The sequence below is a fragment of the Chloroflexus aurantiacus J-10-fl genome, from assembly GCF_000018865.1.
GTDB lineage: Bacteria > Chloroflexota > Chloroflexia > Chloroflexales > Chloroflexaceae > Chloroflexus > Chloroflexus aurantiacus.
In genome coordinates this window covers 883,255-909,538 of record NC_010175.1, presented here as the reverse complement: position 1 = coordinate 909,538, position 26,284 = coordinate 883,255, and the positions used below count along the sequence as shown (strand labels likewise).

Genomic DNA, 26,284 nt, shown 5'->3' with positions numbered 1-26,284 from the left:
TGTAACTCAAGATTTGCTATGACACCTTCACTGCCAGCGCCCATGTGATGAATGAGCGAACGCCTAATCACGCCAGCTCCGTGGCCCTTCCAGAAAACGGTCGATCAGACGATTAACCGCATCGGGACGTTCGAGATGGGGGAGATGGCGAGTATAGCGCACGATTTCAAGCCGGGCGTTCGGCATTAATTGTTGACTCTCGCGGGCCTGGGCCACCGGGGCGATAAAATCCCACTGTCCGGCGATAATCAGCGTCGGTGTCTGCACCTGGGGCAAGACGGTTCGCCCGTTCCAGCGGAACAGCGTGCCGGCCAGTACCCGCTGGATAACCTTCACCGGCGCATAGGTTTTCGGCATCAAAATGGGCCGCAACCTCTCCAGCATTGCCAGCGAGATCGGCAACTTGACGATTCGCTCGTGGAGCGGATGCAGATGCATTTCTGGCCCGGTTGCAATCAGAATCAGCCGGCTGACGCGATGAGGCTGGCTGGCGGCAAAGGTGATGGCGATTGGCCCACCGAACGAGTGTGCCATCAGGATAAATGGCTCCTCAACTTGCAAGCGGGTTATCAACTGCGTCATGTCCCACAAAAACTCTTCGAGTGAGTACGCCGAATTGACGACTTCAGAGCGACCATGGCCGCGTAAATCTGGGGCAATGACGCGATAACGACCGGCTAAATGGCTGATCTGGTGTATCCACTGTTCGAGATTACCGGCACAGCCATGAATACAGACAATGGTACCCTGGCATTCACCATTGAGTGGCCCGATGTCCACGACGTTCAATCGCACCGGTGCTGTGCCGGTAAGCTGGATCTCTTTGCGGTAGGGTTCAAGGTTCATCACAGTATAACTTTCTGAATGCACCATCGCGAAACTGACATATCTTAACCCAAGTTGCCACCTACGCTATGAGCAGGCCACGAAAGACTACCTGCGATGATGAACAGCACGACGCTGCGTACAACATTGTGCAGCGTAACTAAACTGTACGAATCGTTTGGGTAGCAGCCAGTTCCGTAGACGCACGACGTCACGCACATCTGGTATGCCCATCCGCCGTGTCTTTGTGGTGATATAAGGTGACACCTTGGGTGCTATCCGCGTGCATCCGCCTCACCCGCGTCCATCCGTGTTCCACCCTCCCCCGTCGCGCTCAACGACCCGCACCGCTGTAGTGACGTAAGGTGGCAACTTGGATTATCTTGCCGCTTACGAGTCGGTCTCGGCGAGAAATGCGCGGAGAGCGCGGGTGAATGCCCGCGGTCGTTCGTCCATTGGGTTGTGGAGACTGACCGGAATCATGACATAGCGTGCACCGGGTATCACCTGGGCCAGACGGCGAGCGTGGGCAGGCGGGGCCAGACTATCGAACTGCCCGGTCATTACCAGGGTTGGGACACGGATCTGTTGCAGTCGTTCGTCTGCGCGAGTCGCGAAGAGCGAACGCAAAATGCGGTACAATCCTTCTGGGTCAAACGTGGCGAGGTACGATGCCCGTCGTAACCACGGACGAATCCAGCCGCCACCGTGCTCGTGCGGTATCCGCTGACCGAGCGGTCGAAACGCACGTCCAATAGCCTGGGTCAGGCGAAAGGTTGGCCAGCCGAGATGTGGCAACAGATAGATACGGGTATAGGCCGGCATGCGATAGGCGTCGACTGCCGCATCAATAAGAGCCAGGCGCTGTACCAGGTGGGGGTAGTGAAGAGTCATCTCGACGGCAACGCTGCCCCCCATCGAATGACCGACCAGAATGATGGTTGAAAGGCCGAGATCATGGCAAAAATCGGCAATCAACACGGCAATCCGCTCAATCTGGTCGGCCCGTCCAATCCGACTCTCGCCATGACCGGGCATATCGATGGCAAAACAGCGGTAATCACGGCCAAGGTCGCGAAGGGCGCTCCACCAGAGTTCCTTAAATGCGCCCCACCCGTGGAGAAACACGATGGCCGGGCCAGACTCACCGGCAGTCAGATAGCTGATCCCAAGCCGGTGGTGGTAGTGCTGCATGATTTGGACGATTGACATACTATCGCTACTGAACGGATTTCAGAACAGTCTTGCCCGATTGTGGCACTATTATACCTTTTCACCACAATCGAAACGGCAGCTATCGCTAGAGCAGGTATAATACTGATATGGCAAACGTATTAGTGGCAATGAGCGGCGGTGTTGATAGTTCACTGGCCGCAGCACTCTTACTTGAGGCCGGTCATCAGGTGACCGGCGTTACCATGCACTTGTGGGATGACGACGAGCAGGGCTTGCGCGAAAGTCTCTGCTGTGCGGCAGAGGCAGCGGCAAGCGCCCGCCGGGTCTGTGCGTTGCTAGGCATCCCCTTTTACGTGTTTAACTATCAGCGTGAGTTCCGTCGGCACGTGATCGATTATTTTATCCGTGCCTACACGCACGGTCTTACCCCTAACCCCTGCGTCGAGTGTAATCGCATGATTAAGTTTCGTGCTTTACTTGACCGGGCGCGGACATTGGGGTTTGATGCGGTGGCAACCGGTCACTACGCCCGCATCATCCAGGGCGAAGATGGTCGTTATCAGCTCTGGCGGGCGGTTGATCTTGAGAAAGATCAGTCGTATATGCTGCATATGTTAGGTCAGGCCGAGCTATCGCGCCTGATCTTTCCGATTGGTGCCTACACCAAGCGCGAAGTACGTGAAATGGCTGCCGCCCGTGGTCTGCCCAGCGCTGACCGTGAAGAGAGCCAGGATATCTGTTTTGTGCCCGACGGCGATTACCGCAATCTGTTGCGGATCGAATCGCCGGAGAGTCTGGTGCCCGGCCCAATTGTTGATCTCGAAGGACGGGAAATCGGGCGACACCGTGGATTGCCGCTGTACACGGTTGGTCAGCGGCGCGGTTTGGGTCTGGGTGGCGGCGAACCACGCTATGTCGTTGCGATTGACCCGGCCCGGAATGCGTTAATTGTCGGCCCAGCGGCAGCCCTCAATCGCGCGCGCTTTACGGTCATCGATGCATGCTGGGTTGATGATGCGCCACCGGCTGAGTCATTCACCTGTCTGGTGCAGGTGCGTGCCCACGCCGAACCACTGCCTGCACGTGTCTCGCAACAACCCGACGGTCGCTGGCTGGTTGAGCTAGAGCGACCACAGCGTGCGGTCAGTCCCGGTCAGGCTGCTGTCTTCTACCGCGGACAACAGGTGTTGGGTGGGGGCTGGATTGCGCGCCCGGAGGTCGCATGAGTGCTCTATCGCCGGCAGCCCTCCTCTTGTTGCTCCTGACCACAACCCACGCTGCACTTGCCCACGTCTTACTTGGCAGATCGTGGCGGCAGCTCCCTATCTTCTGGGCGACTGCCGCCGCAGGCTGTTTAATCGCCACCCTGCTTGGCTGGCGATTTCCGTTGAACATACCGGCACCAGCCGGAGTGCCAATGCTCGAAGCCTCGTTACTGGCATGGATACTACTCATAGTTGTTTCACGCTTACGGCTATGATATAATTCAGCGCACTATAGTGCCCTCACAGTCGCATCATGTGCGACCCGGTATGGAGGTAGCCCCGTGTTACGTTGGATTGGCATCGGTATCGGCCTGCTAACCGCGGTTTTGTTCGGGTTTATTATCGCAGCAATCTTCCTCGGTGAAGGATTCCGCGCAGCCTGGCGTGATGTGTTCATCGTGATCCTGGCGGCGTTGCAATTAATCGGCGCAGTGTTGTCAATTGCAATCCTGATCGCTATTCTCTACGCCGTTGAACAGATCAATCGCCTGGCGCGTAACAATGTGATACCGAAATTGGACGAGGCACTGGCCAAGGCAAATGAGGCGCTTGATGCCACTCGCACCATCGCCCACAATGTGCGTGATTCGGCTCAAACGGCAACGACAACAACGACCTACGTCGCTGAACGAGTGGTTTCGCCGATCATCCGCATCTCCAGTCTGGTTACCGGCGTCCGTGCTGCAGCCACGACTCTGGCTCGCCGTGATAAGACCGATGGCCAGGCTGGGTAGCGTATGATCTACCGTTGGGTATACGCTACCGGTCATAGCTATAGCGTTGTGTGTGCGATGTGCTCATCAGAAGACGGTCGTACCAGGGGAATCACGCCAGGTTCGATACAGTTTGGTGCCTGCTGGTATGGTAAGATAAATGGTAGTAGAGGTTTGCGTGCCCGTGAGAGAGCCGAGGCAAGTAGAAACCGATATGAGTGGGCAGCAATTTAAATACGGCGGTCAGGCAGTTCTCGAAGGCGTTATGATGCGCGGTCGTCACCAGGCGACCGTCGTTGTGCGTCGCCCCGATGGCAGCTTTGCCCGCCTGGATATGCCGGTTCCCCCACGTGCGGCGCGCTGGCAGCGTTTGCCGTTGCTGCGCGGATTTGCTGCTCTGGCCGAAGCTTTCACGATTGGCCGCAAAGCACTCGACTTTTCTGCCACTGTCGTAGCTGCCGATGAGGAAGAACAATTACACCCCTGGCTCCAGGGTCTGATCTTCATCGTAACTATCGCAGTTGCGGTTGGTCTCTTTGTGGTGATGCCATCACTAGTAGCCAACTTCATCGGTCAATTGGGTGCACCGATCTTGTTGCGTGAAGTGATTGAGGCATTGATCAATCTGGCGATGGTCATTGCCTACATTGTTGCGATTGGCCGTATTCCCGACATCAACCGGGTGTTTGGTTACCATGGTGCAGAACACAAGGTCATCAATGCCTACGAGGCCGGTTTACCACTCACCGTCGAATCGGTCCGGCAGTGCAGTCGTATCCATCCCCGCTGTGGCACCAGCTTTCTGCTCGCAGTGGCCTTGATAGGGTTTCTGATCTTTCTATCAGTTGCAGGATTGCCCGTCTGGCAACGAATCATAGCGCGTATTGTCCTGATTCCTTTGGTGGCAGCCGTTGCCTTTGAGGTGCAGCAACTGGCTGCGAATCACTACCATCGGCCATGGGTGCGCTGGCTGCTGGCCCCAACCCTGGCAGCGCAGTACCTGACAACACGTGAGCCAAATGATGATATGATTGCTACAGCAATTGCTGCCTTCGAGGCAGTGTTGCATGCCGACCAACACGCTCAGGCGCAACCGGTTCAGGTAACTGCGAATGTGACCGGTCTGGTCGATACACAACCGACAATGTGAGGTCATTCACCCATAACCCGCGATAGCGGAGGAATGTATGGCATTGGTGGGGAACATCCGAGATTTTAGCTTGTCAGACTTTCTCTCACTCGTTGATCGCGGGTATAAAACGGGTGCGCTGCATCTGTCGTATAATGATCAAACGGCGCGTCTGTACTTCGAGAAGGGAAAATTATTGCTGGCGGCACGCCGTCCTGAAGATGAAAAACCGGATCTCCTGGTGCGGCTTGGGGTGCTGAATGCCGAACAAGTTGCTCAGGCATGTCAGACACTTGCAGCACGAGGCAATGGGACGACCCTCAGCCAGGTGATCATTGATACTGGTCTGGCAAGCCCTGATCGATTACAGCAAGCCTTGCTGGGGCACACCGAACAGTCAGTCTATGGGCTGTTTGCCTGGCCTGAAGGCGATTTTCTTTTCGAGCATAATCAGCGACCGGCGCCCGATGCACCCTTGGCGCCGACGCCGATCTCTATCGACCACCTGATTATGGAAGGGGTGCGACGGATCGATGAATGGGAACGCATCCGTGATCGCATTCCGTCGACCGATCTGGTGCCACGGTTTTTGGCCCCACCAGGCGAAAAGCTCAAGGGGATGCGCCTGGCACCTGATGAATGGAAGGTCTTCGCTCGCATTAATGGCCGTGATACACTGGCCGAAATTGCCCAGAAGACCGGATTGAGTGATTTCGATGTGTGTCGTGCGGTTTATGGGTTTCTGACCGCCGGAATGCTGGAGCTAGTGAAGCGACAGCGCGTGCTGGCTGCTGGAATGCCTCCGGTAGAACAGCCGCGTTTGAAGAAGAGCCTTGTTAATCGGATCATCAATCGGATCCGCAGCATGTAGCTGGGGCCAGAGCATCGGAGCGGAGGGCTGTGTGCAGACGGTAAAGATGGTGATCAGCGGCGCCGTGAACGCCGGCAAAACCGAGTTTATCAAGACGATCTCGGAAATTGAGGTCGTTTCGACGGAGCGCCGGGCGACCGACGATACTCGGCTGATCAAGAAGGAAACGACTGTCGCGATGGATTTTGGACGCATCGCGATCTCTGATGATCTCGTGCTCCATCTCTTCGGAACACCGGGACAGAAGCGCTTCGATTTTATGTGGGAGATCCTCGCCGAAGGCATGCTCGGGCTGGTGATCCTCGTCGATAGCACACGACCCGAAACGTTCCGAGAGACGAACCGGATCATCGACTTCTTCGTCTCGTATCGCGATACACCGTATGTGATTGCGGCAAACAAGCAGGATCGGCCTAATGCCTGGTCGCCGGAAGAATTGCGACTGGCTCTGCGTCAACCACCGCATATCAAGGTGTTACCGTGTACGGCAACGGATCGCGAGAGCGTGAAGAATGTGTTGCTCGAACTGCTCTACGTGATCCAGGAGCGCAGTGAAGACTAAGTTCGCCTCGTTTTCGGTGGCTTTGTAATGCGTAAAACTCGTTTTGCGCATTGCAAAGCCATAAAATATTGTTGGAAAATCTCAGATGCTGTTTATCGCATCAACAAGAGATACAGGTCTTGACAGATGCGGTATACTGCTTTCTGAAGAGATATTCAGGTAGGAGTGAATATTTAAGGAGGACTGCACCGATGCAGAAGACCGATTTCATTAAGGCTGTGGCCGAGCGCGCAAAGGTTTCGCAGAAGGAGACGAAGCTGATTATCGATGCCGCGCTCGAGGTGATCACCGAAGCATTAGCTCGTGGCGAGAAGGTGACGCTCACCGGTTTTGGGACGTTCGAGGTGCGTTCGCGGCAGGCACGGGAAGGTGTCAATCCGCAGACCCGCGAGAAGATGCATATTCCCGCTACGAAGACCCCTGGCTTCAGCGCCAGCAGCACCCTCAAAGAGGCTGTGCGAGGTTAAAGCTGCGGATAACGTTCCGTTTTGTCTTGCCGGTCAAAAAGAGTACGGTACAACCGTACTCTTTTTGCTTTGTCTCGAGGGTATATCACACGTGGCAGCAGAGAATGCAAGGCGCACTATCTAACCGTCACCCTGGCATTGCACCGGAGCGTAGATGTGTTGAACCAGCGCTCCTGCTCCATAAGATCGCATTCCACAGCGGATACCGTAGCGCGTCGTATGATATCCGCTGTTGTAATGCCAAATCTTGCTCAACAATCTGCATTGTTCAGGTGTGCCAGTAGGGGCGACGCATGCGTCGCCCCTACTGGTGTCCAGCGTGCAGTTCCCGTCGCGATCAGGTGTGATTGGCGTCGAACGGTACCCGTTGGCTTGGATCTGCCGGTAACACTCTCTACCATATACCCGGCGTGATTAGGGGATCGGCACGGCGGTAGCGGTGAGCACCCAATCCGTGAATAGATCATCCAGGTCACATCCACACGCCTGACCGGCGATACGGATCAGATCAGGGCCGGCGATTTCCCGCCAGCGATACGTAGCGACGTATTGTTGGAGAAAGTCGTTGAAGGCAGCTTCGCCAATGCGTTGGCGGAGTGCGTGAAAAAAGAGCGCTCCTTTCGCATAGGCAATCGGGACGTAACGCCCATTATTGAGCGCCGCCGGGGGAGTAGCCAGTGGCGCATCGCCGCCCCGCTCGCGCAATCGGCGGTAGCTGGCGCGGAAGGCTTCGAGTTCGGCTGTGGCCTGGGCAGGGTTGTCGATCATCTCGTAGTAGAGTATCTGGCTGTAACTCGCCAACCCTTCGTCAAGCCACGCCTCGCCCTGGGCGTCGTTCCCAATCAGCCCGTACCACCACTGGTGGCTGATTTCATGGGCGATGGTCGTCTCCAGTAAGCGGTCGTTGCGTCGGTACAGGTCTTGCTCGATCAGCACTACACCGGGATACTCCATGCCGTAAAACTGAGTCAGTGCCGCCTGGATAACTTCAAACTCGTTGTACGGGTATGCCCCGAAACGCTGGTTGAAGACCTGCAAGGCTGTGGTGGCAATCGTCAGACTCTGCTTACCGGCGGTCTGATCGTTCGGTTGCACGTAGCTGATCACCCGTATGCCGTCTATTTCAGTGCTGATCGGCATGAGACCCTGGAGTGCCGCCAGATAGAATTCTCGCATCGGCCCACTGACAAATCGGGCTACCTGGCGGTTGTGATCTGTGGTACGGTGCTCAATCCGACTCCCGCTACTGACCAGATGCCAGTCGGCGGGTGCATCAACCGTAACGTCGTAGAGCGCAGTTGCGCTGACGGTAAAATCACCGCGTGACACGATTGGTCGGGTATCCCAGCCCATACCGGGGATGTAGCGGGCCAGCAGCGGATAGAACGAGGCAATCGACCAGACCCCGGCCTCCAGATTGTACGCGCCGAAGATGCGTTGACTGGCGTTGCGGGGTGTGCGGGCCGTGAAGGTCATGGTGACCGTTGCGCTCTGGCCGGGGGGAAGCGGTTGCGGTGCGCGCAAGCCAATCAGGGTGTCGCCGTGTAAGGTGCGTGATGGCACCGGTACCCCATCGATCTGCGCCGAAGTCACATCGAGTCGTCCACCAAAATCAGGGTGGTTGGGGTAGAGATGAAACCAGATGGTATCGAAATCCACCTCGCTGCGATTGGTCAGGCGAACACTGACTGCACCGCTCAAGCGGGGGCCGGTTGGATCAAGCTGCACCGTGAGGGTGTAACGATCCCAATCTGCATCGGTAAGGTCGGCAGCATGCTCGGCCCGCATCGCCGCCGTTTGGGCCGTGATGAAGGGATCAACGATGGTCGTAGCCGCCGGCGGATCGTCGCGGAAGACGGCACCGGGGAAGAACGGGGTGACGCTACCAAATGCAATGATAATCAGAAGCAATAGTCGTATCATAAAGGCATCATACCACAGCCTGGCAGGGATGGTGAAACGCCAAAGCCTGGGAGCATGCGCCGCCGGCGCACTCCCTACCCGCAACAGCACACCGTACCCGCATCTCGCGAGGTATTGCAGGCCAGAACCGGTGCGCGACAGCGAGCCATACCGCACCGCCGGTTTCCGCCCCCGGCAGGGGTGGACTACAGCACACTGCGAGACGCGGTACCACCCATCAACACCGGTGCTGTCCTTGAACGTGAAGGTACGTGTACCTGCTGAACGTTTCTCGCCGCCATGGGCCGACGACAAGAGGATGGTTTGCTGCCTGCCGCTATTTGTCTTTGCCGGTTGTATTGTGATAGCATGCCACATCATCTACCCACCGTCTCCGTGGCAGCGTTTGTTACCCTGGAGGCAAAGATTCGCCATCGGTTACCGATAGCCGGCAAACTTCTCACCGGTTGGGCCAGGAGATAGTATCTGTCTGCCGGAGTGATGCCTGGGATACTCTGTGCGATAAGGGTCTGACACGTTCACAAGCTACAGGCAGTATCGCCCAAAAAGCAGATGTCAGGTTGCTCCTTTTCCCTGGTATGCTGAAGGTGTGTGGGTTGCCTGTTCGCCTATGTGTATGACTGGTTCGGAGCGATTCTGCGACAATGTGACGGTTGGACATTGTTTACTTCTCATGCGCCATACCGCTGAATGGAGGCAACGGCGATGCTTGACTGGCTGTTGAACTGGGGGAACCGACCGAAAGCGGGTGCTCAGCCGACGATTGTGCGTGGTGACCGTCCCGGTGTGCCGATACCGCTGAATGTAGCGCTAATTGTCCACGATCCACCTATTCCCGAACGAGGGAACCTGCCGTTAAGCAAGGTGATGGGCTGGTACGATCCTGAAGTACTGGCAGCGCAGTATATCGCCGATCTCCGTATTTGCTCAGGGGGGATTGCCGATTACCGGATTGTCGTGCGGCGCACGTTTACCGATTTTCCGGTGAAGATTGACGGCTTTCGCTACAATAGCGCGACCTATCTGGCTGCCTGGGAACGCCGCATCCCTTTTCATCAGCCCGATGAAGCAGATTATGAGCGATTGCTGGCCGAGATTGGTTTAGGCGATGCCATTGATCGGGGTGAGATTGACGAAATCTGGCTATTCGGTTTTCCCTATGCCGGCTATTATGAGAGTCGGATGATTGGCCCCGCTGCCTTCTGGTGCAATGCGCCGCCGCTGCACATTCCTGCCGCACGCCGCTATATTGTGATGGGGTTTAATGTCGAGCGTGATGTTGGCTGTATGCTGGAGAACTTTGGTCATCGGGTTGAGTCGATTATGACCTACGTCTATCGGCATCACCCGGCTGAACGCAATCTGTGGACGCGCTTCACCCGCCTTGATGAGTGCGGTAACGTCCATTTTGCGCCTTCCAGCACCCGTGATTACGATTGGGGAAATCCGCGTCGGGTGGAGTCACGGGCCGACGCCTGGTACCAGTTTCCCGACTTGAGCGCACCACCGCGACTGATGGATTGTGCCGAGTGGGGAAATGGCGATATGCGTCTCCATCATCTCTGGTGGCTCGACCATCTGCCGCGAGTTGCCGGTGAAACTGATGGCGTCCTCAACAACTGGTGGCATTACATTTTACAGCCGTGGGTCGTGCAATGATGTCGTCAGCACAGCAAACCGGGTGGTGGCAACGGTTAACCGCCTATTTCAATAACGGTCAGCATACATTAATGATGGCAGCCTATGCCGTCATCACGGTAGCGCTGGTTGAGTATATCCTCTTTCATCGTCATCTACCGGCAGAACGCTTTTATCCGGTCATAGTGCTCTTGAGTCTGCTGCTGGCCCTTAATGCGGCTTGGGATAGCCTGCAACTGCGCTGGGGTGATGTGGTCGCCAATCGCCTCTTTTTCGGGCTGAGTTCATTGATCTTTCTCGTGGTCAATTATCTTGGTCTCGATGAAGGCTGGACCTTCCTGCCCTTCATTCTCTTTGTGATTGGCTCGCAGGCCATCATCGGTCTCGGTATCTGGCCTGGTCTGGCGCTCAGCCTCTTGCTCTATGCCGGCTGGAATGGCGTGCTCTGGCTGCGTGGCGTGTCGTCAACCCAAATCCTGACCCAGGCGCCATCGATTGCGCTGGGTCTCATCTTCACCCTCATCTTTTCCATCGTGTTAGCCCGGCTCAGCGAACAGATGGCGCGCACTGAGCGTCTGGCGGCTGAACTACGGGCCGCGAATGAGGCGTTAGCAGCTTCGCGCGAGCGCGAACTGGCCCTGGCTGCTGCCGAAGAACGGGTTCGCCTGGCGCACGAGATTCACGATGGCCTGGGCCATCATCTAACCGCCCTGCACGTGCAGTTACAGGTCGCAGCCCGCTTACTCGAACACGATCCGGTTCGTGCTGCGCAGGCGCTTCATCTGTGCCGTGAAGCGGCACAGGCCGCCTTAACCGAAGTGCGTCAGAGTGTGGCTATAATGCGGAGCAATCCACTTGCCGAGCAGCCGTTACCGGTCGTCATTGAACGGCTGGTACACGATTTCAGCCGGGTCGCGTCCTTCCAGATCAGGTTTGAACAGGCGGGTGAGATTGGTGAGATTTCGCCGGCAATGGTCATGACGCTTTTCCGCGCTGCCCAAGAGGGTTTGACGAACGTGCAAAAGCATGCTCAGGCTACGTGTGTAACGGTGCGATTGATTGCCGATACCGAATCGGTGCGTCTCGACGTGATCAATGACGGGCCGCCCGCTCCTGCGATTGGCGAAACCGGTTTTGGTCTGGCCGGATTGCGCGAACGGGTGAGCCGGCTGGGTGGCGAGATACAGGCTGCACCGCAACCGGAAGGTGGTTTTCGCCTTGCGATTGTGCTTCCCCGCAGATCGAGAAATGCATGACAGAGTAAGGCGGAGAGCGCCCATGTGTATCGCTGAAAAACTCTTTGGCGTCAGGGGATCGCGAAGTGCGGAAGCCATACTTCCGCGTCACCCCGGTCTGGTGCTACGAGCGCCGGGGGTTTGTCGGACTACCTCCCGAAATATATTGATTGTCCGTCCCAGAACGGTGACAGGGTGTCCAGCGGTTAGAGCGAGAACACATCTTTGCATCCGCCGCTGACGCGCTCGCAGATGCTGTGCAGTGTCCGGACAGCGTCACCTGATACGTGGCGCTATAGTAACGTCAGGCGAGGGACTATGATCCGCATCCTGCTGGTTGATGACCAGACCCTGGTACGTCAGGGTATTCAGACCCTGCTCGATCTTGAAGCAGATTTGACAGTTGTCGGCACTGCCGTGAATGGTCAGCAAGCCATTGAACTCGTTGAGCGGTTGCAACCGGATGTTGTTCTCATGGATATACGGATGCCGGTAATGGATGGGGTTGCCGCCACTCGCGAGATTTGTCGGCGTTGGCCACACATCGGTGTGATCATCCTGACCACCTTTGATGACGATGAATACGTGATTGAGGGCTTGAAAGCCGGTGCCCGTGGCTACATGCTCAAAGATGCCGACAGCAGCGACATTGTCGCCTCAATCCGCATTGTGGCCCGTGGTGAGGCATTGATTCAGCCGAGTATCACCCGCAAAGTACTGGCCGAATTCTCTCGCCTGGCCGCTTCGGCACCGGCCACCCGGCCATCGCCGTTAGCCGAACCGCTTACCGAGCGTGAGATGGATGTGTTGCATGGCATTGCTGCCGGACACTCAAACCGCGAGATTGCCGATCAGCTCTGTATCAGCGAGGGTACTGTCAAAAACTACGTCTCTAGCCTGCTGGCCAAACTGGCCGTGCGTGACCGCACCCAGGCCATCATCCGTGCGCGTGAATTGGGGTTGTTGCCGTAATTCCAGCGAGTGCTTGCTATCTATGCAGTCAGCACCCAGATATCTCTGATCAGAAATGTCTGCAAGTCTTTAATCTGCTCGTAGAATTGCTTGCCGATCACAGATTCAGGCAGATCAACATAGTAAACTCCATCTAAACCATTTAAAGCGATTGTGTAACCCAGAAAATGGTTACTTTTGAATGTTGAACTAATCCCAAAAGGACTATTTCCAAACCTGGAACGCTGTACGTCGTGGAGAAAGATTGCTACAACCGGTACGTTTCTGCCCAAGATGTGACTGAGGAGATGCTTATCAAGAAAAATCTTGTCCAGACGATCTTTGCTTGTTGTCTTTACTGACGCAATAATTTCTTTTTCGTGAAGAGTTCTGGTCTCGGCAACAACAAGAGTACTTCCTTTTGAGAATACCAAATCTAACTCAAAAGACATTTCATGGTCAGGATAACCAGGTAGGGGCAGAGTAATCGTTCTCGAATCGCAGTCTAACCCTAATCTCTGAATTATCAGCCTGATAAATATCTCGAAAAGCTGCCCTACCCGTTTACGTGATTGGTTTGAGTTATCGAATGAATCACCAACACAACCGATTGATTGTTGTATTGTGTAGATGACTTTGTGAACTCCACGAGATTGCAAATATGCTGAAACGTATGGTCTTCTGATAACATCATCTCTGTCTGATTTTACGTCATCAAGAAATGACAAAAATTGATTGAATTCTTCATTAAAGCTGTTAGCATCTTCAATGAAGAGATTTGTGTTGATTGGACGTGTAATTCTGTATCCGTAGAATTGATCAAACTGATAAAAAATATAGTGATGGCGGTTAGGCGAAACGATAGGGGTAAGCTGCTGGCGATTGACGAATGAAAGAAAGTCGTAGCATAGTTTGTAGTATTCATCAAGGCTCTGGAAGGCAGTCTTATCCTGTACTCTGACTTGTAAACCAGATAATGTGACTGTGGTCATCGAATGGATTTCCTTCGTTCAGCATTCTCAAAATCGTATTGAATCCATTTTTCGATTGGCCAATCTTCTACTAATTCAATTCTTTGGACTGCCCATTGACAATATTCGAGCGAAATATCACATCCTTTCCACCGACGTTTGAGTTGTTCTGCAACGACCGCAGTAGTTCCAGAGCCAAGAAATGGATCAACGATCACATCACCAACATTCGAGGATGCCAGAACTAGCTTTCGTAGCAATTCTTCAGGTTTTTGGGTTGGATGCGGTGTTTTCTCGTGCATCCCGTTGCAGGTGGTTGGTATTTCCAGCACGTCTCTCGGCTTTGCACCGCGTGGATGCGGTCGCCAGACAGCCTGGCGTCGTCTTCCCCGGCTGTATTGGCTGGTCTCTGCCTGTGGATGGTCGGGATATTTCAGCGTGTGATGACCATAAGGGATGCGAATATCATCAATGTTGAATGTAAATTGTCTGTCTTTGCGGAAATGAAGGATACTTTCATGAGAACGTCCCCAGTCTTTTCCAAGGTTTGCTTTGTTTTTATAATGCCAGATCAGCCAGCGACATCCTTTAAAAAAGCGCGATGCCGGTAATTTGAGATCAGCAATAATTTCGGAAAATCCACAAATGTATAACGTACCGGTAGGTTTGAGAACACGAGCGGCTTCGCTGATCCACTCTAACGACCATTCAACATACGCTGCCTGCGACTCGAAGCTATCCCACTCTGCCTTGCGAATGTTATATGGTGGATCGGCAAAGATCATATCTACCGACTCGGTTTCAAGCGACCGGAGCCAGGCAATGGCGTCGCCAATCCAAATCTCTCCATGAGGGTGCGTGTAGTAGAGCACAGGTTCGTGCGGGTCTGATGGCACATCTTCGATATTGAGGATCGTTCCCTTTCGTATCGGCTGACCAAAGAACATGGGGAGTTCTTTGTTCCGCGTATACGATGCCGAAGCCTCTCTGACTTCGGGGAACAAAGGATATGAATCGTGGTGATCTTGCATATGATTTGCTATATCTCTGGGTGTATTGTCTGAGTTTCGCGTGGATAACACAATTGATGTTCGTCACTGTAGCAAAGAGGTATGGGTTTGTCAAGAACAGCATCTCTTCATTACTGATGTTTTGGGGTAGTTGTTTTCAATGAGACAAGGTTCTGCTTACTCCGTCTTGGTCGGGTCGTTTTGAGTGCGGAAGCCGTACTTCCGCACTCACCGTACTCTATATCGGACACCGCGGAACAGGCTGGCTTGCCTGTCGCTCTCACCAGTGTTGTGTACACGCCAATGTCTTAATGAGTTCGCTTCACCGTCTGCGTGCTGTAAGTGCTCTCGAAGATTTTATCAGCGTTGCCGGCCTCGAACCCTTCGCGCCGATGCTCCCGCCGCAGCTCGTGTGGCGGCAGATGGGCAAACTCATCGAGCGGACGCCGTTCGGCAAACTCAACATACGAACCGGCAATCTGATGACGTTCGCCGCCGGCAAACTCGGCCCAGATCATTTCGGCTACTGTGCTCGATTGCAAGAGCTTGCCGTCGGGGCTGACCTTAATCTTCCCACCGGCATCATTCAGCTTAAAGCCATGCCGTTCGAGGAACGCATTGAAATCGGCAATCGTGTTGTAGCCGGTCGGTAGATTGTGGACGGTGATCGTAAAGTGGTTAAGGTAGTAGCGATTGTAAATCACCCAGGCCGCATACTCGCTCTCGGCAGCTAGCCGCTGGTAATCGGCCCACGTCGGCAGGCGCCAGAGTGGACGGTGCAGAAACTCATCAACCTGCGCGGCATCGTCCAGATCAAGGGCATCGACCGGATCAGATGTCACTTCATCGGTATAGCTGTGAATGATGGCCGCTGCTTCTGGGGAAAGATCGTTCACCCGCAGCTCAGAAATGAAGATACGGGGCAGATCGGGGCGGGGCGGATGGTACCAGAAAGCATCGAGCTTCTTGGCCGGGAAGTGATACCGATCACGCCGCTCATAGCCGTAGTGCAGGAAAATCTTCTCCAGCGAGCGGATGCCGAGGTGCGGCACACCCATCGTGCGGAAGGCAATATGGTCGTTCTCGATCTGATCGGGTGAGGTAATAATCCCTTCGCGAACCATAGCCTGCGCAATCGCGCTGACATCAGGTACCCGTTCGCGATAACGGCGCATCAAACCGTCGAGTACCTGCTCAAAGATGCGGATACGGTCGGTGGTTGTGGTTGTCATAACTCCTCACACTACTCACACCACGCCTGCGTGGTGACTCTCTTGTAGAGGTATCTTACCCGATCACCGGCCCGGTTGTGGATACGCCAGAAGATGGATTCAGTTCACGGTGGTGACAGAGTAGCGCAATGGCAGCCAGACCCGCACTTCCGTCCCGTCGCCAGGACGAGACATAATCATACACTGACCGTCCAGTGCAGTTGCCCGTTCGCGCATCTGCCGTAAGCCGAGATGTCCGGCAGGTGGTTCCTCACCAGGATTAAAGCCAACCCCATCATCCCGCACGTGGATGATCAACCCCTGGTCGCGCACTCCCAGCTTGATCCAGACCCGGCGGGCCTGCGCATGCTTGGCAACGTTGTTCAGGGCTTCCTGCACAAAGCGAAACGCTGCCAGCTCAAGCACCGGAGGCAGATCGGGCGGCAGTTCGGCGAAGTCAATCGAAACGTCCCAGTCTTGCTGCTCGGCGAATTCGTTAATGAAGCGGCGTAGAGCGCCGGCAAAGCCCAACTGCCCGATCTCAATCGGCCGCAGGGCAAAGATTGCCCGTCGCAACTCTTCAATCTGACGGCGCAGATTGGCTTTGAACGTAGCAAACTCTTCGCGTAAACGTTCTGGTTCCTGGGTCAGCCAGTCTTCCCACAGATCAATCCGCATCCGCATAAACGCCAGCGACTGGGCAACACCATCGTGCAGATCACGCGCAATGCGGGTACGTTCAGCACTAATTGCCCGTTCAACCGCAGCAATACTGGCAATCGCCCGATCCCGGCGCCGGCTATTCACCACCGCCTCCGTCAGCTCTCCGGCCACCGTCGCCAGCAACGGCTGAAGTACCGGCTGACGGGTCTCGCGTAATGTGGCGGGACCTTCTTTGAGGAAGGCTTCGATCCATCCAATCGGGTGGGCATCGTGCTCTACCAATGGGAGCACCAGGCACGCTGCCCAATTGCATCCTAAATGCGGTGACAACACCACCGGTTGATCGGGGGGTGACGTCATCAAGCGCAACAGAAACGCTGTCCGGGCGCGTTCCAGCTCTCCAGCGTCGATCCCGGTCACGCGGGCCGTGTACGGCTGACCCTGCTCGTCCATCAGCACAATTGTGGCTGCACCGGCATTCACCAATCGGGCCGGCAGCGTGATCGCATAATCGAGCACCTCATCAAGCGTGGCGCTCGACGCGACCCGCTGATTGATCTCGTAGAGTAATTCGAGGCGCTCGTTACTCTCGCGCAGGGCGGCCAGCATACGCGCTTCATTCGAGATCCGCAACCGTTCCTGATGGATGGCCCAGCTCAACACACCCCAAATCGCGGCAAACGCCAGCAGCCCCCACACAATCGGATCAAGCGCTCGTCCGGCAGGTGTCTCCATCGCGGCATCAAAATACAACCCTTCCACCAGGCGGGTCAGCGCAAACAGCAACCCCACCACTGCCGCGAACGGCCAGCGCAGGCGTACCAGCAATTCAATCGTATCAGAGGGTGGCGTCTTCATGGGTCTGACTTCATCACACGCTCGAACGCCCGGTAGTGCAACGGCAGCGCCTGTTCCAAATGACGATCAGCCACTGCCCAGGTATGCGCCCCATCGGGCAGGGCCGCTATCGGAGTCGCATTGGCAATACCGAGGGTTGCCAGCGCCCGGAGCAGATACTCACCCCGGTAAAAGTTTGCCCCCCACGGCTCAATGTGCTCCGGTCCATACTGAATCATCCAGGTAATCCGCCGCAACGCAGCCCGATTAGCCCGCATCAACAGACAAATCGGGTTGTGATCGCGCAAACGATCCGGATCGCGCGGTCGTCCCAGTGCCGGATCGAACATTGACGCGGTAAAGAGCGTGTCGTAGCGTCGTGATCGCCGACCGTTGTCGCTGGCGTAAGGAAACGACCCATCATAGGCACTGACACTGACAAACAGCTCTGGATGCAGGGCAACCGCTTTCACGGCCATATAGCCACCGAGCGAAAAGCCAGTGATTGCCCTGGCCTGGGGATGCGCGTGAAATTCCCGTTCCAGCAACGGCAACACTTCCTCAAAAAAGAACGTCGCAAACCGACCACTGCCGATCCCTTCTGCATCGGTCAAATGTGGTGCCGCAAAATCGGCTAGCAAACCGGGAATCCGATTATCGGTACTGGCCAGACCGGGCATCGCCAGAATCAACGGCCCAATCTCCCCTCGTGCGCGCACCCGCTCATAAACATCAATAGCGCTCCCCATCCGGCTATCATCTTCGCGCCGATTAACCCATTCCCGTTCATGACCGCGCAGCAGATAAACGACCGGCAACGCCGGGCCGTGGGGATGGTACTCTGGCGGCGTATACACATACATCCGCCCCTTCACCCCCAGGCTACTGCTCTCCCACTCAATCAATTGTGCACGCGGATCAATCTCCATTGCCCTGCTCTGGTGGCGTGTTCAAAAGGCGCTCAAGCAGATCGGTCGCCGCGACTCGGCGGGGCAGCGGTGGCGGCAGATCAATGGCCGGCTCGTTCGGCTCAGTCGCCGGCGCATCACCAAACGCACGGCGCGGGCGCGGCAACGGCGGCGGCACAGCATCGGCCACCTGCTGCTGACGGGGCAACGGCGGCGGAATAGCCGCGTCGGCATCACCCGCAACAGCCTGCGACCCTTCGTCCAACACCGGCGCCTCCTGCTGCCCAAACCACTGCTGGTAGGCATAACCGATCACCGCCAGCACTGCCGGCAGCAACGCCAGCCACGCCACCACCTGAAACATCGCACCGTGCGGCGTATCGGGATTAAGCATCGCAATCACCGCTGCCGCCACCGCCAGCATCAAACCACCACCCCAAACCCGGCGAAACCAGCCCGCATCCCGCCAGAAAAGCGTCAGCCCGGTGACGATCAGCAGCAACGTAATCAACGTCAATATCGGCCCCACACCGGCCACAGGCCAGGTAGCCAGACTAAAACCACCCAGCACAAACACCAGACAACCAAATGTCCGCTCCGGCCCCCGCAAAAGAGCGCCCAATAACCGACCAAATCCCCGCATAACGGCTCCGTTGGCTTACCCTGTGTATAGTATACCATCCCACTCGCGCCCAACCCGCTCCCCGCGAACCGATAGACCGGTTGGATGGGGAAAAATAGAATCGGTACAGCGTTGACACCTGCACCGCTATAGAGTACGCCACAGCCGCAGCCCGCCACTGCAAAAACGAGATGGACACTGGCGCATTCCTGCGATCATTGCGGCGTGGATGTGGAGGAATAGTGTATCATAGGATGCTGTCTACACCCTATGATACACTTGTTGCGTGATTTGGCGTGCGGAAGCTATGCTGTGTTTTTTGGATCAGTCACCGGTTGGGCAGCCGAAAACGTTATGACAAGTCGAGTTACATAGACTCTGATGGACGAGGTGCTTTTGAGCTACCAGCACCTTCAACAATACTCTGATACGGGCCAAAATCTATCTGCCACTGATAGCGGGAACGCTGTCGCCATTGCGCAAATGCTTGTTTCTTGTGTTGCTCAAAAGTGTCTCGATCACACCTGTTAACATTCATAAAGTGCTGAGCTACTTTCTCATAATCAACAATTCCCTTAGCCGCATGTATCCCTGCAAGACCAATATGCTTCACCCGATGACATAAGGGACATAGCGCTATGAAACCGCGTAAGGTTTGAATGTGCTTTTCATCATCATATTCCCAACGTTCGTGACACTCTAACCGGCCTGTGGCTCCACAGATACCACACCTGTGTCCATACTCGGCGTAAACGCTCTTGCGGATGTTGTCCCATACTTTCCTGGGAAGCACTTTGCGCATGTTTGCGTACCAGGAAGTTGAAGGAACTAATTCGATGACCAGTCGTAAGTTCACAACTACATCTCCAGTGATTACTAGCACTTATTTCATAAAAGCTGTGCTGTCGTGCTCCCGGCTTTTCGCCCAGGCGCATGAACACTTGCCAATCGCCAACGATAGTCTATCCGGCTCCTGGCTCGTTGGCAGAGCGCAGCTTCGGTTGTGCCATCACGCGCTGAATTGGTTACCTTGCCCGCTCGTTATGCGCGTGGCGCGGCGTTTGCAGTGCAGAGGCCGTGCTCACGATCCATTGTGTGGCACGCCGTTGCCCATACTGGTCACGAGGATGCTGTGTTTGCTCGTCACGATCAACGGTAGAGAACATCTAACAGCAGTATACACCTCATTCACGACCTATAGCTGTTTTCCGCCTTCTCATCACCGGTCTCTGACATTCGGTTGGGAAAAGGTAACTTTATGCAGACGACTTATGGTACCATACGGTTGAAAGATACTATTGTTCGCGCACAGCAACGTGCCTCGTGGGAGATAGATCTATGCCGCGGGTGTTAATCTTGCACGCATCGGTTGGAACCGGCCATAAGCGTGCTGCTGAAGCATTGGCTGCTGCTTTTAGTCGTCGCCAACCGGGTGAGGTACGGGTTGAAGACGTACTTGACCACACCTCACGTCTGTTTCGCCTTGCCTACGCACGCTCGTATCTCGAATTGACCGACCGGGCGCCGCTAGTGTGGGGCTATTTTTATACTCAAACCAATGCCGATCCGAACCTGGCCGAGATAACGAATAATATCCGCAAGCTGGTTGAGGGCATTGGTACGAATGGTTTGAAAGAGGTCTTGCGGGCATTTCAGCCAGAGGTCATCATCTGCACCCATTTTCTCCCGATGGAGCTGCTGGTCAGTTATAAGCGCAGTGCGCGCCTGACCGAACCGATCTACTGCGTGATTACCGACTACGCAGCCCATACCTTCTGGACGTACACCGAGATCGATGGCTATTTTGTCGGTGACGAACAGACACGCGCTCAACTGATCGAACGCGGTGTTAGTCCACAGCAGATCGTCGTGAGTGGGATTCCGATTGACCCGGCCTTTGCCCAGCCCAACGATTGCCGCGAAGCACGGCAACGGCGCGAACTCCCGCTTGACGGGACGGTCATTACCCTCTTCGGGGGCGGGGTTGATGATGAACACGTGCGATTGATCGTCAGCGGTCTCATGCAGAGTTCGCTCAAGGCAACCCTGATCGTGGTTGCCGGGCGCAATACAACCCTGGTCGAGTCGTTAAGCGATTTTATTTCCACGCCGAACATTGATCTGCGTGTGTTGGGGTTTGTCGATTATGTTGACGATTTGATCACCGCCAGCGATCTGGTCATCACCAAAGCCGGAGGTCTGATCGTGAGCGAAGTTCTGGCCCGCGGTACACCGATGGTTATCATTGACCCCATCCTCGGTCACGAGGAATGGAATGCCGATTACGTCGTCAGTACCGGGAGCGGTATCCAGCTCCGTATGTGCGAGTCGACACCTCGGGCTGTGGTGAACCTCCTTAACCATCCAACCATGCTGGTTGAAATGCGCCGCTGTGCGCAGGCGGCAGCGCATCCGCGGGCGGCGCTTGACATTGCCGAAAAGGTGATTGCCGATCTTGAGAGTCACCGCCATGACTAATGCTATGAATCGACAACCGATTGATGTCCTGTTTGCGATCTCTGATACCGGTGGTGGTCATCGTAGTGCTGCGGTGGCAATCAGTGCTGCCCTTGAGCAGATGTCCGGTGCGAGCATCACCTGGGCAATTGAAGACCTCTTGCAGGCGACGAATGTTCCCGGTGTGCGCAGTGCGCCCGGTCTCTACGATCAACTCTCAACCCGCTGGTTAAAGCTGTACAATTTCTCGTTCCAACTGACCAATTCCCAATCAACGGTCAGCTTTCTATCGCGGATTGTCTACCTGATTGCCCGCCAGAACCTCAATCGTCTGCTGACCGAGCGGCGGCCACGACTGGTGGTTGTCACCCATCCCCTCGTTCATCGCCTGGTATGTGCGGCCCGGCGGCGACGGCAGCATTCGTTCCGCGTGCTGACCGTCGTGACCGATCTCGTCACCCTGCATGCCTCGTGGAGCTATCCTGGTGTTGATCTGGCATTGACCCCAACCGACGAAGCGTACCGATTAATGCACAAACGCGGCATGAAACCCAGCCAGCTCCAGCGCTGTGGTTTTCCGGTACATCCCAAATTTGCTGCCGAGCAACGCGATGCCCCAACTGCCCGCCGCGATCTTGGACTGGAACCGGATCGGTTCACCGTCCTATTGACTGCCGGTGGCGTCGGCTCTGGTCGTCTTGGCGAGCTGGTGCAAACCCTCGAACAACAGATGCCCGACAAACAATTCCTGGTTGTGACCGGCAAGAACCGGGCGCTCTACGAAGAGCTACGCAGTGGGCCACGGCTACCGCATACCCATGTGTTTGGTTTCGTCAACAACATGGAAGAGCTGATGGCGGCCAGTGATGTGGTGGTCACCAAAGCCGGCCCTGGCACGTTGATGGAAGCGTTAGTCATGCGCAAACCGGTCATCGTCACTGAGGCGGTGGGTTTACAGGAACACGGGAACATTGATTTTGTGCTGAACTACGAGTTAGGCTTCTTCTGCCCCACCAACGAACGGATTGTAGCCGCAATCAGCCAGCTCGAAGACCCGGTGCGCTACGCCGAAACCGTCGAACGACTCAAACATGCCGTACCGCGCGACGGGGCAATCCAGATTGCCCGCGTTATCCACCAGCAGTTGAGTTTGCAACCGGTTGGGGGATCATAACACGAATCCAGATTAGCAGCCTATAATTTCCACCTGTAATTCCGTACCATCTGCATCCATCCCGCAGGAGCTACTCAAAGAGCCTCTCCTGCGGGATGTTTATATGTTGCTGCCAAATTTACTCCTCTCTCGCATTTCTTAAACATGAATCGCTGTTTGAACGGGTCAAAAGGTCTATCCGGTACCGTGCTGGTCGTGTTGTCGGTCTGTATTAGTTGTGAAGCATTGCGCGTGTAACACCCGCAAAGGAGTGCCCGTATGATGCGCTATCGCCTCCTCTATCTCCTGATCGTCGCTCTCTTGTTGAGTAGTAGCTCGCCACTGGTCGTACAGGCGGATCGCCGAACACCCCTGCCGGTTTATGCCGGTACCCGTGAGCAGGCGGTTCAAGCAGCAGTGCGCGACCAGAAAGGAGTATCTGCGACAGCAATCCTCGAAGTTGGTTCTATTGCTGAGCTTAATGGCTGGACATTCGGAACAGTTGGCGTCTTCGCCGATAACGAACTGCCAAACGTCTATCTCTACCTGGCCGAGCAACGCACCGAAGGTTGGGCGGTGGCGATTGAATACACCGACCTGTTCCGGGCAGCGTTGAAGCACATTCCGCGAGATCTCCTTACGCCTGAGCAATGGGCAACCCTGGATTATAATCCTGCAACGTCGTTACAGAGCCTGATTGAATTACAGAACGACCGTTCGATGCAAATTTCCCTGCCCTGGCCGGTCGGTGAAAGTCGATACCTGACCCAGGGACCTCACGGTGCTCAATCAGCGGCACTTGACTTTGCCGGGCCTGCTAATGCCACTGTCCATGCCGCACGTGGTGGTGTGGCGTACCATGCCTGCCCTGGAGCCGCTGATACGCATCTTCGCATTGATCACGGTAATGGTATTTCGACAAATTATTACCATCTGGACGCGATCACAGTTGGTAATGGTCAGGCAGTCGCGCGTTGGGAAGCGGTTGGTCGACAGGGTACAAAGGTGCGCTGTCAGGGTTACGTAACCGGTGCTCATTTCCATTTCTGGATAACCATTAATGGTCAGAATATGCCTATTGATGGTTTTGAATTTGGCGGATGGCATGTGTCAGGAAACTGCATGATACGGATCCGGGATGCCACCACCCGTTGCGCATCAATCTACTTTACTGCAAACAATACGATTACTAATGAAGGCGCTATCGGTAGCGGCTACTCGATTGGACAAGGAAGTGGCCGGGAGCCGGTATTTGATCAGGCCTACAATCGTCACGGTGGCGCCCGAAATCTCGGTTATCCCGCCGGATTGGTTGTATGGTGGGGTAACACCAATCCCGTGATGATACAGGAATATGATGGTGGTGCCTTTGGACCATCGCTGCTAGTGTATGATCGCAACAATGACCCGGATCATTTACGAGGTGTGCCGGCTTATGTGCTCCGTGGCGCATTTCGTCAACACTATCAGTCAATCGGTGGACCAGATTCGTGGCTTGGCGTACCTACCAGTGACGAATACCTCAATACTGAAGGAAAACCCCAGCAAAGCTTTCGTAACGGCTTCCTCATCTACCATGGGCCGGGAAATATTGAGGCACGTAGCTGGCCGGCACCGCAGGATGGCCAGTGGCACGTACAATTTCGGAATTACGTCCATGATGTGTGGAATTTCCAGATGGGACCAACCTGGGTCGAGAATCAGTCCATTAGCTCCCGTAGCTCTTGCTGGGTGGATAACGCCCCTGGTAGTGAACCCGGTGCAATGCGGTGGGGGGTCTGGCCCGATTACTTCACTGTGCGCTGGTCGGGACGCTTCTACTTCGATGAGGGAGTGTATCGGTTCCGCGCCGCTGCTGATGATCGGGTGTACATCCGGGTTGATGGCAACCTGATCATTGAAGACCGTGACTGGGGACGGGTCAATGAAGAGTATACAGCAGATATACGGCTGAGCGCAGGATATCACGATGTAGTGGTCGAATTCATTGAGTTCTGGGGCCAGGCATGTACTGACTTTTCATGGACAAAAATTACGCCCGAACCACCCAGCAATCTGCGTCAAACCGGGAGTACCACAAACAGTGTTTCGATTGCCTGGCAAGACAACTCCAACAACGAGGATGGCTTTCATATTTACTGGTCGGATGGTAGCAACTGGCACCGCATTGCGTCAGTTGGGGCTAATGTTACCAGCTATACCATTCCAAATCTGAACTGTAATGGCTATTTCATCTACCGTATCACCGCTTACAACGGTGCGGGTGAATCGCCACCAAGCAATCAGGTTGAGACATGGTCGGCGGCCTGTCCAACTGCCACCCCTACGCCAACAGCGACCCCACGTCCAACGTTGACGCCTACTCCTACAGCGACGGCGCGGCCAACGGTAACGCCTACTCCGCAACCAACATTTCTTTTCATGCTCTACCTTAATGGGGATAATAACCTCAGTCGGTATATGCAAAACGCTATTCGCAATCTGGAGGCTCTCACCCTCAATTCTAATGTCAAAGTGGTTGCGTTGATAGATAGCAACGGGCGTGGTGATACGAGACGGTTGTTAGTCCAGAAAGATGGCCGATACACTCCAAATGTGAATTCCTGGAGTATGGGCGAACTCAACATGGGAGACGCGCAAACACTGCAAAATTTCGTCCAGTGGGCGCTGACCACGTACCCTTCCCAATACTCCTACCTGGCTATTGCCAGCCATGGTAATGGCATTGAAGGCTTCTCCTGGGACGATTCACACAACAGAGACAAGCTGACACCCGCTGAGGTGCGCACCGCACTACATAATGCGACAAATGGTGGTCAGCGGAAGATTGATATTGTCCACTATGATGCCTGCTCGATGGCATTGTTGGAGCAAGCCTACGACATACGGTCTTATGCGAACTACCTGATCGCATCCCAAAATCTGGCCTGGGCTGTCTTCGCTTACAACCTCTATGTGCCAGCAACCCAGCTCAGTAGTGGAGATGCAACAGCACTGGCTGGATTGGCCGATGCGATTGCCGAAATCAGTGCCGATACTACTCCACGTACCCTGGCTGGTCGGATTGCAACACTGTACTACAACCACCGTCTGATTAACAGTAAACCGCGAACAGTCTCCGTACTTGATCTGAGTCAGGTAAACAGTACACGTCAGGCTCTTGATACTCTGGCAAATGCGTTGCGAAGTAATTTGTCAGGAGTCACAACCTCTATGCAGAATGCTCGTTCGGCAGTTCAGAAATTCGACTCACGTGAGCCGCTATACAGGATCGATCAGGATGATGAGTACATCGACCTGTATCATTGGGCTGATACACTGGAACGGTACGTGCAGAATGCAACAGTGCAGAGTGCGGCCCGCCAGGTGAAGGATGTGGTCAAGAATCGGTTGGTCGTCGTGAACTACAGGGCAAGCGGGGTGTACAATGATATCTACATCGAACTAGATAACGCTCATGGGGTTAGTCTCTACTTCCCACGGCGGTCGGGATCGAATGATTATGAACAATATCTCGATCACCTCCGATTCCAGTTCACCCGCGATAGTAGCTGGGATAGTCTCCTCGCAGACTTTTTCGGAGTAGCTGCTTTGCCCCCAGAGTCACCGTTCAATCGTGAGGTGTTACCACTGCTCATTCCCAATGAGGTTGTCTACGTACCACTTGTTGTACGCGGACGGTAGAGGTTGACATACT

23 protein-coding genes are annotated in these 26,284 nt (G+C 55.1%); 13 read left to right on the top strand and 10 right to left on the bottom strand.

Annotated elements, in window-relative coordinates; translation table 11 throughout:
- Positions 1-63: 63 nt before the first annotated feature.
- Positions 64-846, bottom strand: coding sequence for an alpha/beta fold hydrolase (locus CAUR_RS03490; protein WP_242605123.1), 783 nt, complete (start codon positions 844-846; stop codon positions 64-66).
- A 369-nt stretch (positions 847-1,215) separates the two neighbouring features.
- Positions 1,216-2,037: an alpha/beta fold hydrolase gene (locus CAUR_RS03485; protein WP_012256567.1), complete on the bottom strand. Its 822-nt coding sequence runs from the start codon at positions 2,035-2,037 to the stop codon at positions 1,216-1,218.
- Positions 2,038-2,147: 110 nt separating this feature from the next.
- On the opposite strand from CAUR_RS03485, the gene mnmA reads away from it, so the two are divergent.
- The 7 genes from mnmA (at position 2,148) to CAUR_RS03450 (ending at position 7,008) form a co-directional block, all read left to right on the top strand.
- The gene (mnmA, locus tag CAUR_RS03480; RefSeq protein ID WP_012256566.1) at positions 2,148-3,227 is read left to right on the top strand and encodes a tRNA 2-thiouridine(34) synthase MnmA; all 1,080 of its coding nucleotides are present in this window, start codon (positions 2,148-2,150) and stop codon (positions 3,225-3,227) included.
- Positions 3,224-3,481, top strand: coding sequence for a hypothetical protein (locus CAUR_RS03475; protein WP_012256565.1), 258 nt, complete (start codon positions 3,224-3,226; stop codon positions 3,479-3,481). Before mnmA ends, CAUR_RS03475 begins: the two co-directional genes overlap by 4 nt.
- Positions 3,482-3,547: 66 nt before the next feature.
- Positions 3,548-4,000: a hypothetical protein gene (locus CAUR_RS03470; protein ID WP_012256564.1), complete on the top strand. Its 453-nt coding sequence runs from the start codon at positions 3,548-3,550 to the stop codon at positions 3,998-4,000.
- A gap of 193 nt (positions 4,001-4,193) precedes the next feature.
- Entirely contained in the window at positions 4,194-5,129 is a 936-nt protein-coding gene (locus CAUR_RS03465) for a DUF1385 domain-containing protein (protein ID WP_044233437.1), read from the top strand.
- 37 nt (positions 5,130-5,166) lie between these two features.
- Positions 5,167-5,979, top strand: coding sequence for a DUF4388 domain-containing protein (locus CAUR_RS03460; protein ID WP_012256562.1), 813 nt, complete (start codon positions 5,167-5,169; stop codon positions 5,977-5,979).
- Positions 5,980-6,010: 31 nt separating this feature from the next.
- A complete protein-coding gene (locus CAUR_RS03455; protein WP_012256561.1) occupies positions 6,011-6,541 on the top strand; it encodes a GTP-binding protein in 531 nt (176 codons plus the stop codon).
- A gap of 191 nt (positions 6,542-6,732) precedes the next feature.
- Positions 6,733-7,008: an HU family DNA-binding protein gene (locus tag CAUR_RS03450; protein ID WP_012256560.1), complete on the top strand. Its 276-nt coding sequence runs from the start codon at positions 6,733-6,735 to the stop codon at positions 7,006-7,008.
- A gap of 414 nt (positions 7,009-7,422) precedes the next feature.
- On the opposite strand, the gene CAUR_RS03445 is transcribed toward CAUR_RS03450, so the two are convergent.
- Complete coding sequence (locus CAUR_RS03445; RefSeq protein ID WP_162015845.1) at positions 7,423-8,931, bottom strand: M1 family metallopeptidase; 1,509 nt, start codon at positions 8,929-8,931, stop codon at positions 7,423-7,425.
- A gap of 705 nt (positions 8,932-9,636) precedes the next feature.
- Between CAUR_RS03445 and CAUR_RS03440 the strand changes: the two genes are divergently transcribed.
- The 3 genes from CAUR_RS03440 (at position 9,637) to CAUR_RS03430 (ending at position 12,776) form a co-directional block, all read left to right on the top strand.
- Positions 9,637-10,590 carry a hypothetical protein gene (locus CAUR_RS03440; protein ID WP_012256558.1) on the top strand — a complete coding sequence of 318 codons (954 nt, stop codon included), beginning with the start codon at positions 9,637-9,639 and terminating at the stop codon, positions 10,588-10,590.
- On the top strand, positions 10,587-11,825 hold the full coding sequence (locus CAUR_RS03435) for a sensor histidine kinase (protein ID WP_012256557.1): 1,239 nt from the start codon (positions 10,587-10,589) through the stop codon (positions 11,823-11,825). Before CAUR_RS03440 ends, CAUR_RS03435 begins: the two co-directional genes overlap by 4 nt.
- Before the next feature lie 297 nt (positions 11,826-12,122).
- Complete coding sequence (locus tag CAUR_RS03430) at positions 12,123-12,776, top strand: response regulator (protein ID WP_012256556.1); 654 nt, start codon at positions 12,123-12,125, stop codon at positions 12,774-12,776.
- A 20-nt stretch (positions 12,777-12,796) separates the two neighbouring features.
- On the opposite strand, the gene CAUR_RS03425 is transcribed toward CAUR_RS03430, so the two are convergent.
- The 7 genes from CAUR_RS03425 to CAUR_RS03395 form a co-directional block, all read right to left on the bottom strand.
- On the bottom strand, positions 12,797-13,747 hold the full coding sequence (locus CAUR_RS03425; protein WP_012256555.1) for a hypothetical protein: 951 nt from the start codon (positions 13,745-13,747) through the stop codon (positions 12,797-12,799).
- Positions 13,744-14,673 carry a DNA-methyltransferase gene (locus CAUR_RS03420; RefSeq protein ID WP_242605046.1) on the bottom strand — a complete coding sequence of 310 codons (930 nt, stop codon included), beginning with the start codon at positions 14,671-14,673 and terminating at the stop codon, positions 13,744-13,746. The genes CAUR_RS03425 and CAUR_RS03420 overlap by 4 nt, the downstream gene beginning before the upstream one ends.
- Positions 14,674-15,044: 371 nt before the next feature.
- Positions 15,045-15,968, bottom strand: coding sequence for a DUF1338 domain-containing protein (locus CAUR_RS03415; RefSeq protein ID WP_012256553.1), 924 nt, complete (start codon positions 15,966-15,968; stop codon positions 15,045-15,047).
- Between the two features lie 99 nt (positions 15,969-16,067).
- Positions 16,068-17,468: a GAF domain-containing sensor histidine kinase gene (locus CAUR_RS03410; RefSeq protein ID WP_012256552.1), complete on the bottom strand. Its 1,401-nt coding sequence runs from the start codon at positions 17,466-17,468 to the stop codon at positions 16,068-16,070.
- A complete protein-coding gene (locus CAUR_RS03405; RefSeq protein ID WP_012256551.1) occupies positions 17,465-18,376 on the bottom strand; it encodes an alpha/beta hydrolase in 912 nt (303 codons plus the stop codon). Before CAUR_RS03405 ends, CAUR_RS03410 begins: the two co-directional genes overlap by 4 nt.
- Complete coding sequence (locus CAUR_RS03400; protein ID WP_012256550.1) at positions 18,366-18,998, bottom strand: hypothetical protein; 633 nt, start codon at positions 18,996-18,998, stop codon at positions 18,366-18,368. Before CAUR_RS03400 ends, CAUR_RS03405 begins: the two co-directional genes overlap by 11 nt.
- A gap of 346 nt (positions 18,999-19,344) precedes the next feature.
- Positions 19,345-19,833, bottom strand: coding sequence for an HNH endonuclease (locus CAUR_RS03395; protein WP_012256549.1), 489 nt, complete (start codon positions 19,831-19,833; stop codon positions 19,345-19,347).
- A 482-nt stretch (positions 19,834-20,315) separates the two neighbouring features.
- Between CAUR_RS03395 and CAUR_RS03390 the strand changes: the two genes are divergently transcribed.
- The 3 genes from CAUR_RS03390 to CAUR_RS03380 all read left to right on the top strand — a co-directional run bounded on the left by CAUR_RS03390 (position 20,316) and on the right by CAUR_RS03380 (position 26,271).
- Positions 20,316-21,455: an MGDG synthase family glycosyltransferase gene (locus CAUR_RS03390; RefSeq protein ID WP_012256548.1), complete on the top strand. Its 1,140-nt coding sequence runs from the start codon at positions 20,316-20,318 to the stop codon at positions 21,453-21,455.
- A gap of 4 nt (positions 21,456-21,459) precedes the next feature.
- Entirely contained in the window at positions 21,460-22,608 is a 1,149-nt protein-coding gene (locus CAUR_RS03385; RefSeq protein WP_242605045.1) for an MGDG synthase family glycosyltransferase, read from the top strand.
- 258 nt (positions 22,609-22,866) lie between these two features.
- On the top strand, positions 22,867-26,271 hold the full coding sequence (locus CAUR_RS03380; protein ID WP_012256546.1) for a clostripain-related cysteine peptidase: 3,405 nt from the start codon (positions 22,867-22,869) through the stop codon (positions 26,269-26,271).
- The last annotated feature ends 13 nt before the right edge of the window (positions 26,272-26,284 follow it).

What these genes read in the sequence shown, in the direction of transcription:
- CAUR_RS03490 (WP_242605123.1), bottom strand. Translation starts at nt 846, where the DNA reads ATGAACCTTGAACCCTACCGCAAAGAGATCCAGCTTACCGGCACAGCA.
- CAUR_RS03485 (WP_012256567.1), bottom strand. Translation starts at nt 2,037, where the DNA reads ATGTCAATCGTCCAAATCATGCAGCACTACCACCACCGGCTTGGGATC.
- mnmA (WP_012256566.1), top strand. Translation starts at nt 2,148, where the DNA reads ATGGCAAACGTATTAGTGGCAATGAGCGGCGGTGTTGATAGTTCACTG.
- CAUR_RS03475 (WP_012256565.1), top strand. Translation starts at nt 3,224, where the DNA reads ATGAGTGCTCTATCGCCGGCAGCCCTCCTCTTGTTGCTCCTGACCACA.
- CAUR_RS03465 (WP_044233437.1), top strand. Translation starts at nt 4,194, where the DNA reads ATGAGTGGGCAGCAATTTAAATACGGCGGTCAGGCAGTTCTCGAAGGC.
- CAUR_RS03460 (WP_012256562.1), top strand. Translation starts at nt 5,167, where the DNA reads ATGGCATTGGTGGGGAACATCCGAGATTTTAGCTTGTCAGACTTTCTC.
- CAUR_RS03450 (WP_012256560.1), top strand. Translation starts at nt 6,733, where the DNA reads ATGCAGAAGACCGATTTCATTAAGGCTGTGGCCGAGCGCGCAAAGGTT.
- CAUR_RS03445 (WP_162015845.1), bottom strand. Translation starts at nt 8,931, where the DNA reads ATGATACGACTATTGCTTCTGATTATCATTGCATTTGGTAGCGTCACC.
- CAUR_RS03440 (WP_012256558.1), top strand. Translation starts at nt 9,637, where the DNA reads ATGCTTGACTGGCTGTTGAACTGGGGGAACCGACCGAAAGCGGGTGCT.
- CAUR_RS03435 (WP_012256557.1), top strand. Translation starts at nt 10,587, where the DNA reads ATGATGTCGTCAGCACAGCAAACCGGGTGGTGGCAACGGTTAACCGCC.
- CAUR_RS03430 (WP_012256556.1), top strand. Translation starts at nt 12,123, where the DNA reads ATGATCCGCATCCTGCTGGTTGATGACCAGACCCTGGTACGTCAGGGT.
- CAUR_RS03425 (WP_012256555.1), bottom strand. Translation starts at nt 13,747, where the DNA reads ATGACCACAGTCACATTATCTGGTTTACAAGTCAGAGTACAGGATAAG.
- CAUR_RS03420 (WP_242605046.1), bottom strand. Translation starts at nt 14,673, where the DNA reads ATGTTCTTTGGTCAGCCGATACGAAAGGGAACGATCCTCAATATCGAA.
- CAUR_RS03415 (WP_012256553.1), bottom strand. Translation starts at nt 15,968, where the DNA reads ATGACAACCACAACCACCGACCGTATCCGCATCTTTGAGCAGGTACTC.
- CAUR_RS03410 (WP_012256552.1), bottom strand. Translation starts at nt 17,468, where the DNA reads ATGAAGACGCCACCCTCTGATACGATTGAATTGCTGGTACGCCTGCGC.
- CAUR_RS03405 (WP_012256551.1), bottom strand. Translation starts at nt 18,376, where the DNA reads ATGGAGATTGATCCGCGTGCACAATTGATTGAGTGGGAGAGCAGTAGC.
- CAUR_RS03400 (WP_012256550.1), bottom strand. Translation starts at nt 18,998, where the DNA reads ATGCGGGGATTTGGTCGGTTATTGGGCGCTCTTTTGCGGGGGCCGGAG.
- CAUR_RS03390 (WP_012256548.1), top strand. Translation starts at nt 20,316, where the DNA reads ATGCCGCGGGTGTTAATCTTGCACGCATCGGTTGGAACCGGCCATAAG.
- CAUR_RS03385 (WP_242605045.1), top strand. Translation starts at nt 21,460, where the DNA reads ATGAATCGACAACCGATTGATGTCCTGTTTGCGATCTCTGATACCGGT.
- CAUR_RS03380 (WP_012256546.1), top strand. Translation starts at nt 22,867, where the DNA reads ATGATGCGCTATCGCCTCCTCTATCTCCTGATCGTCGCTCTCTTGTTG.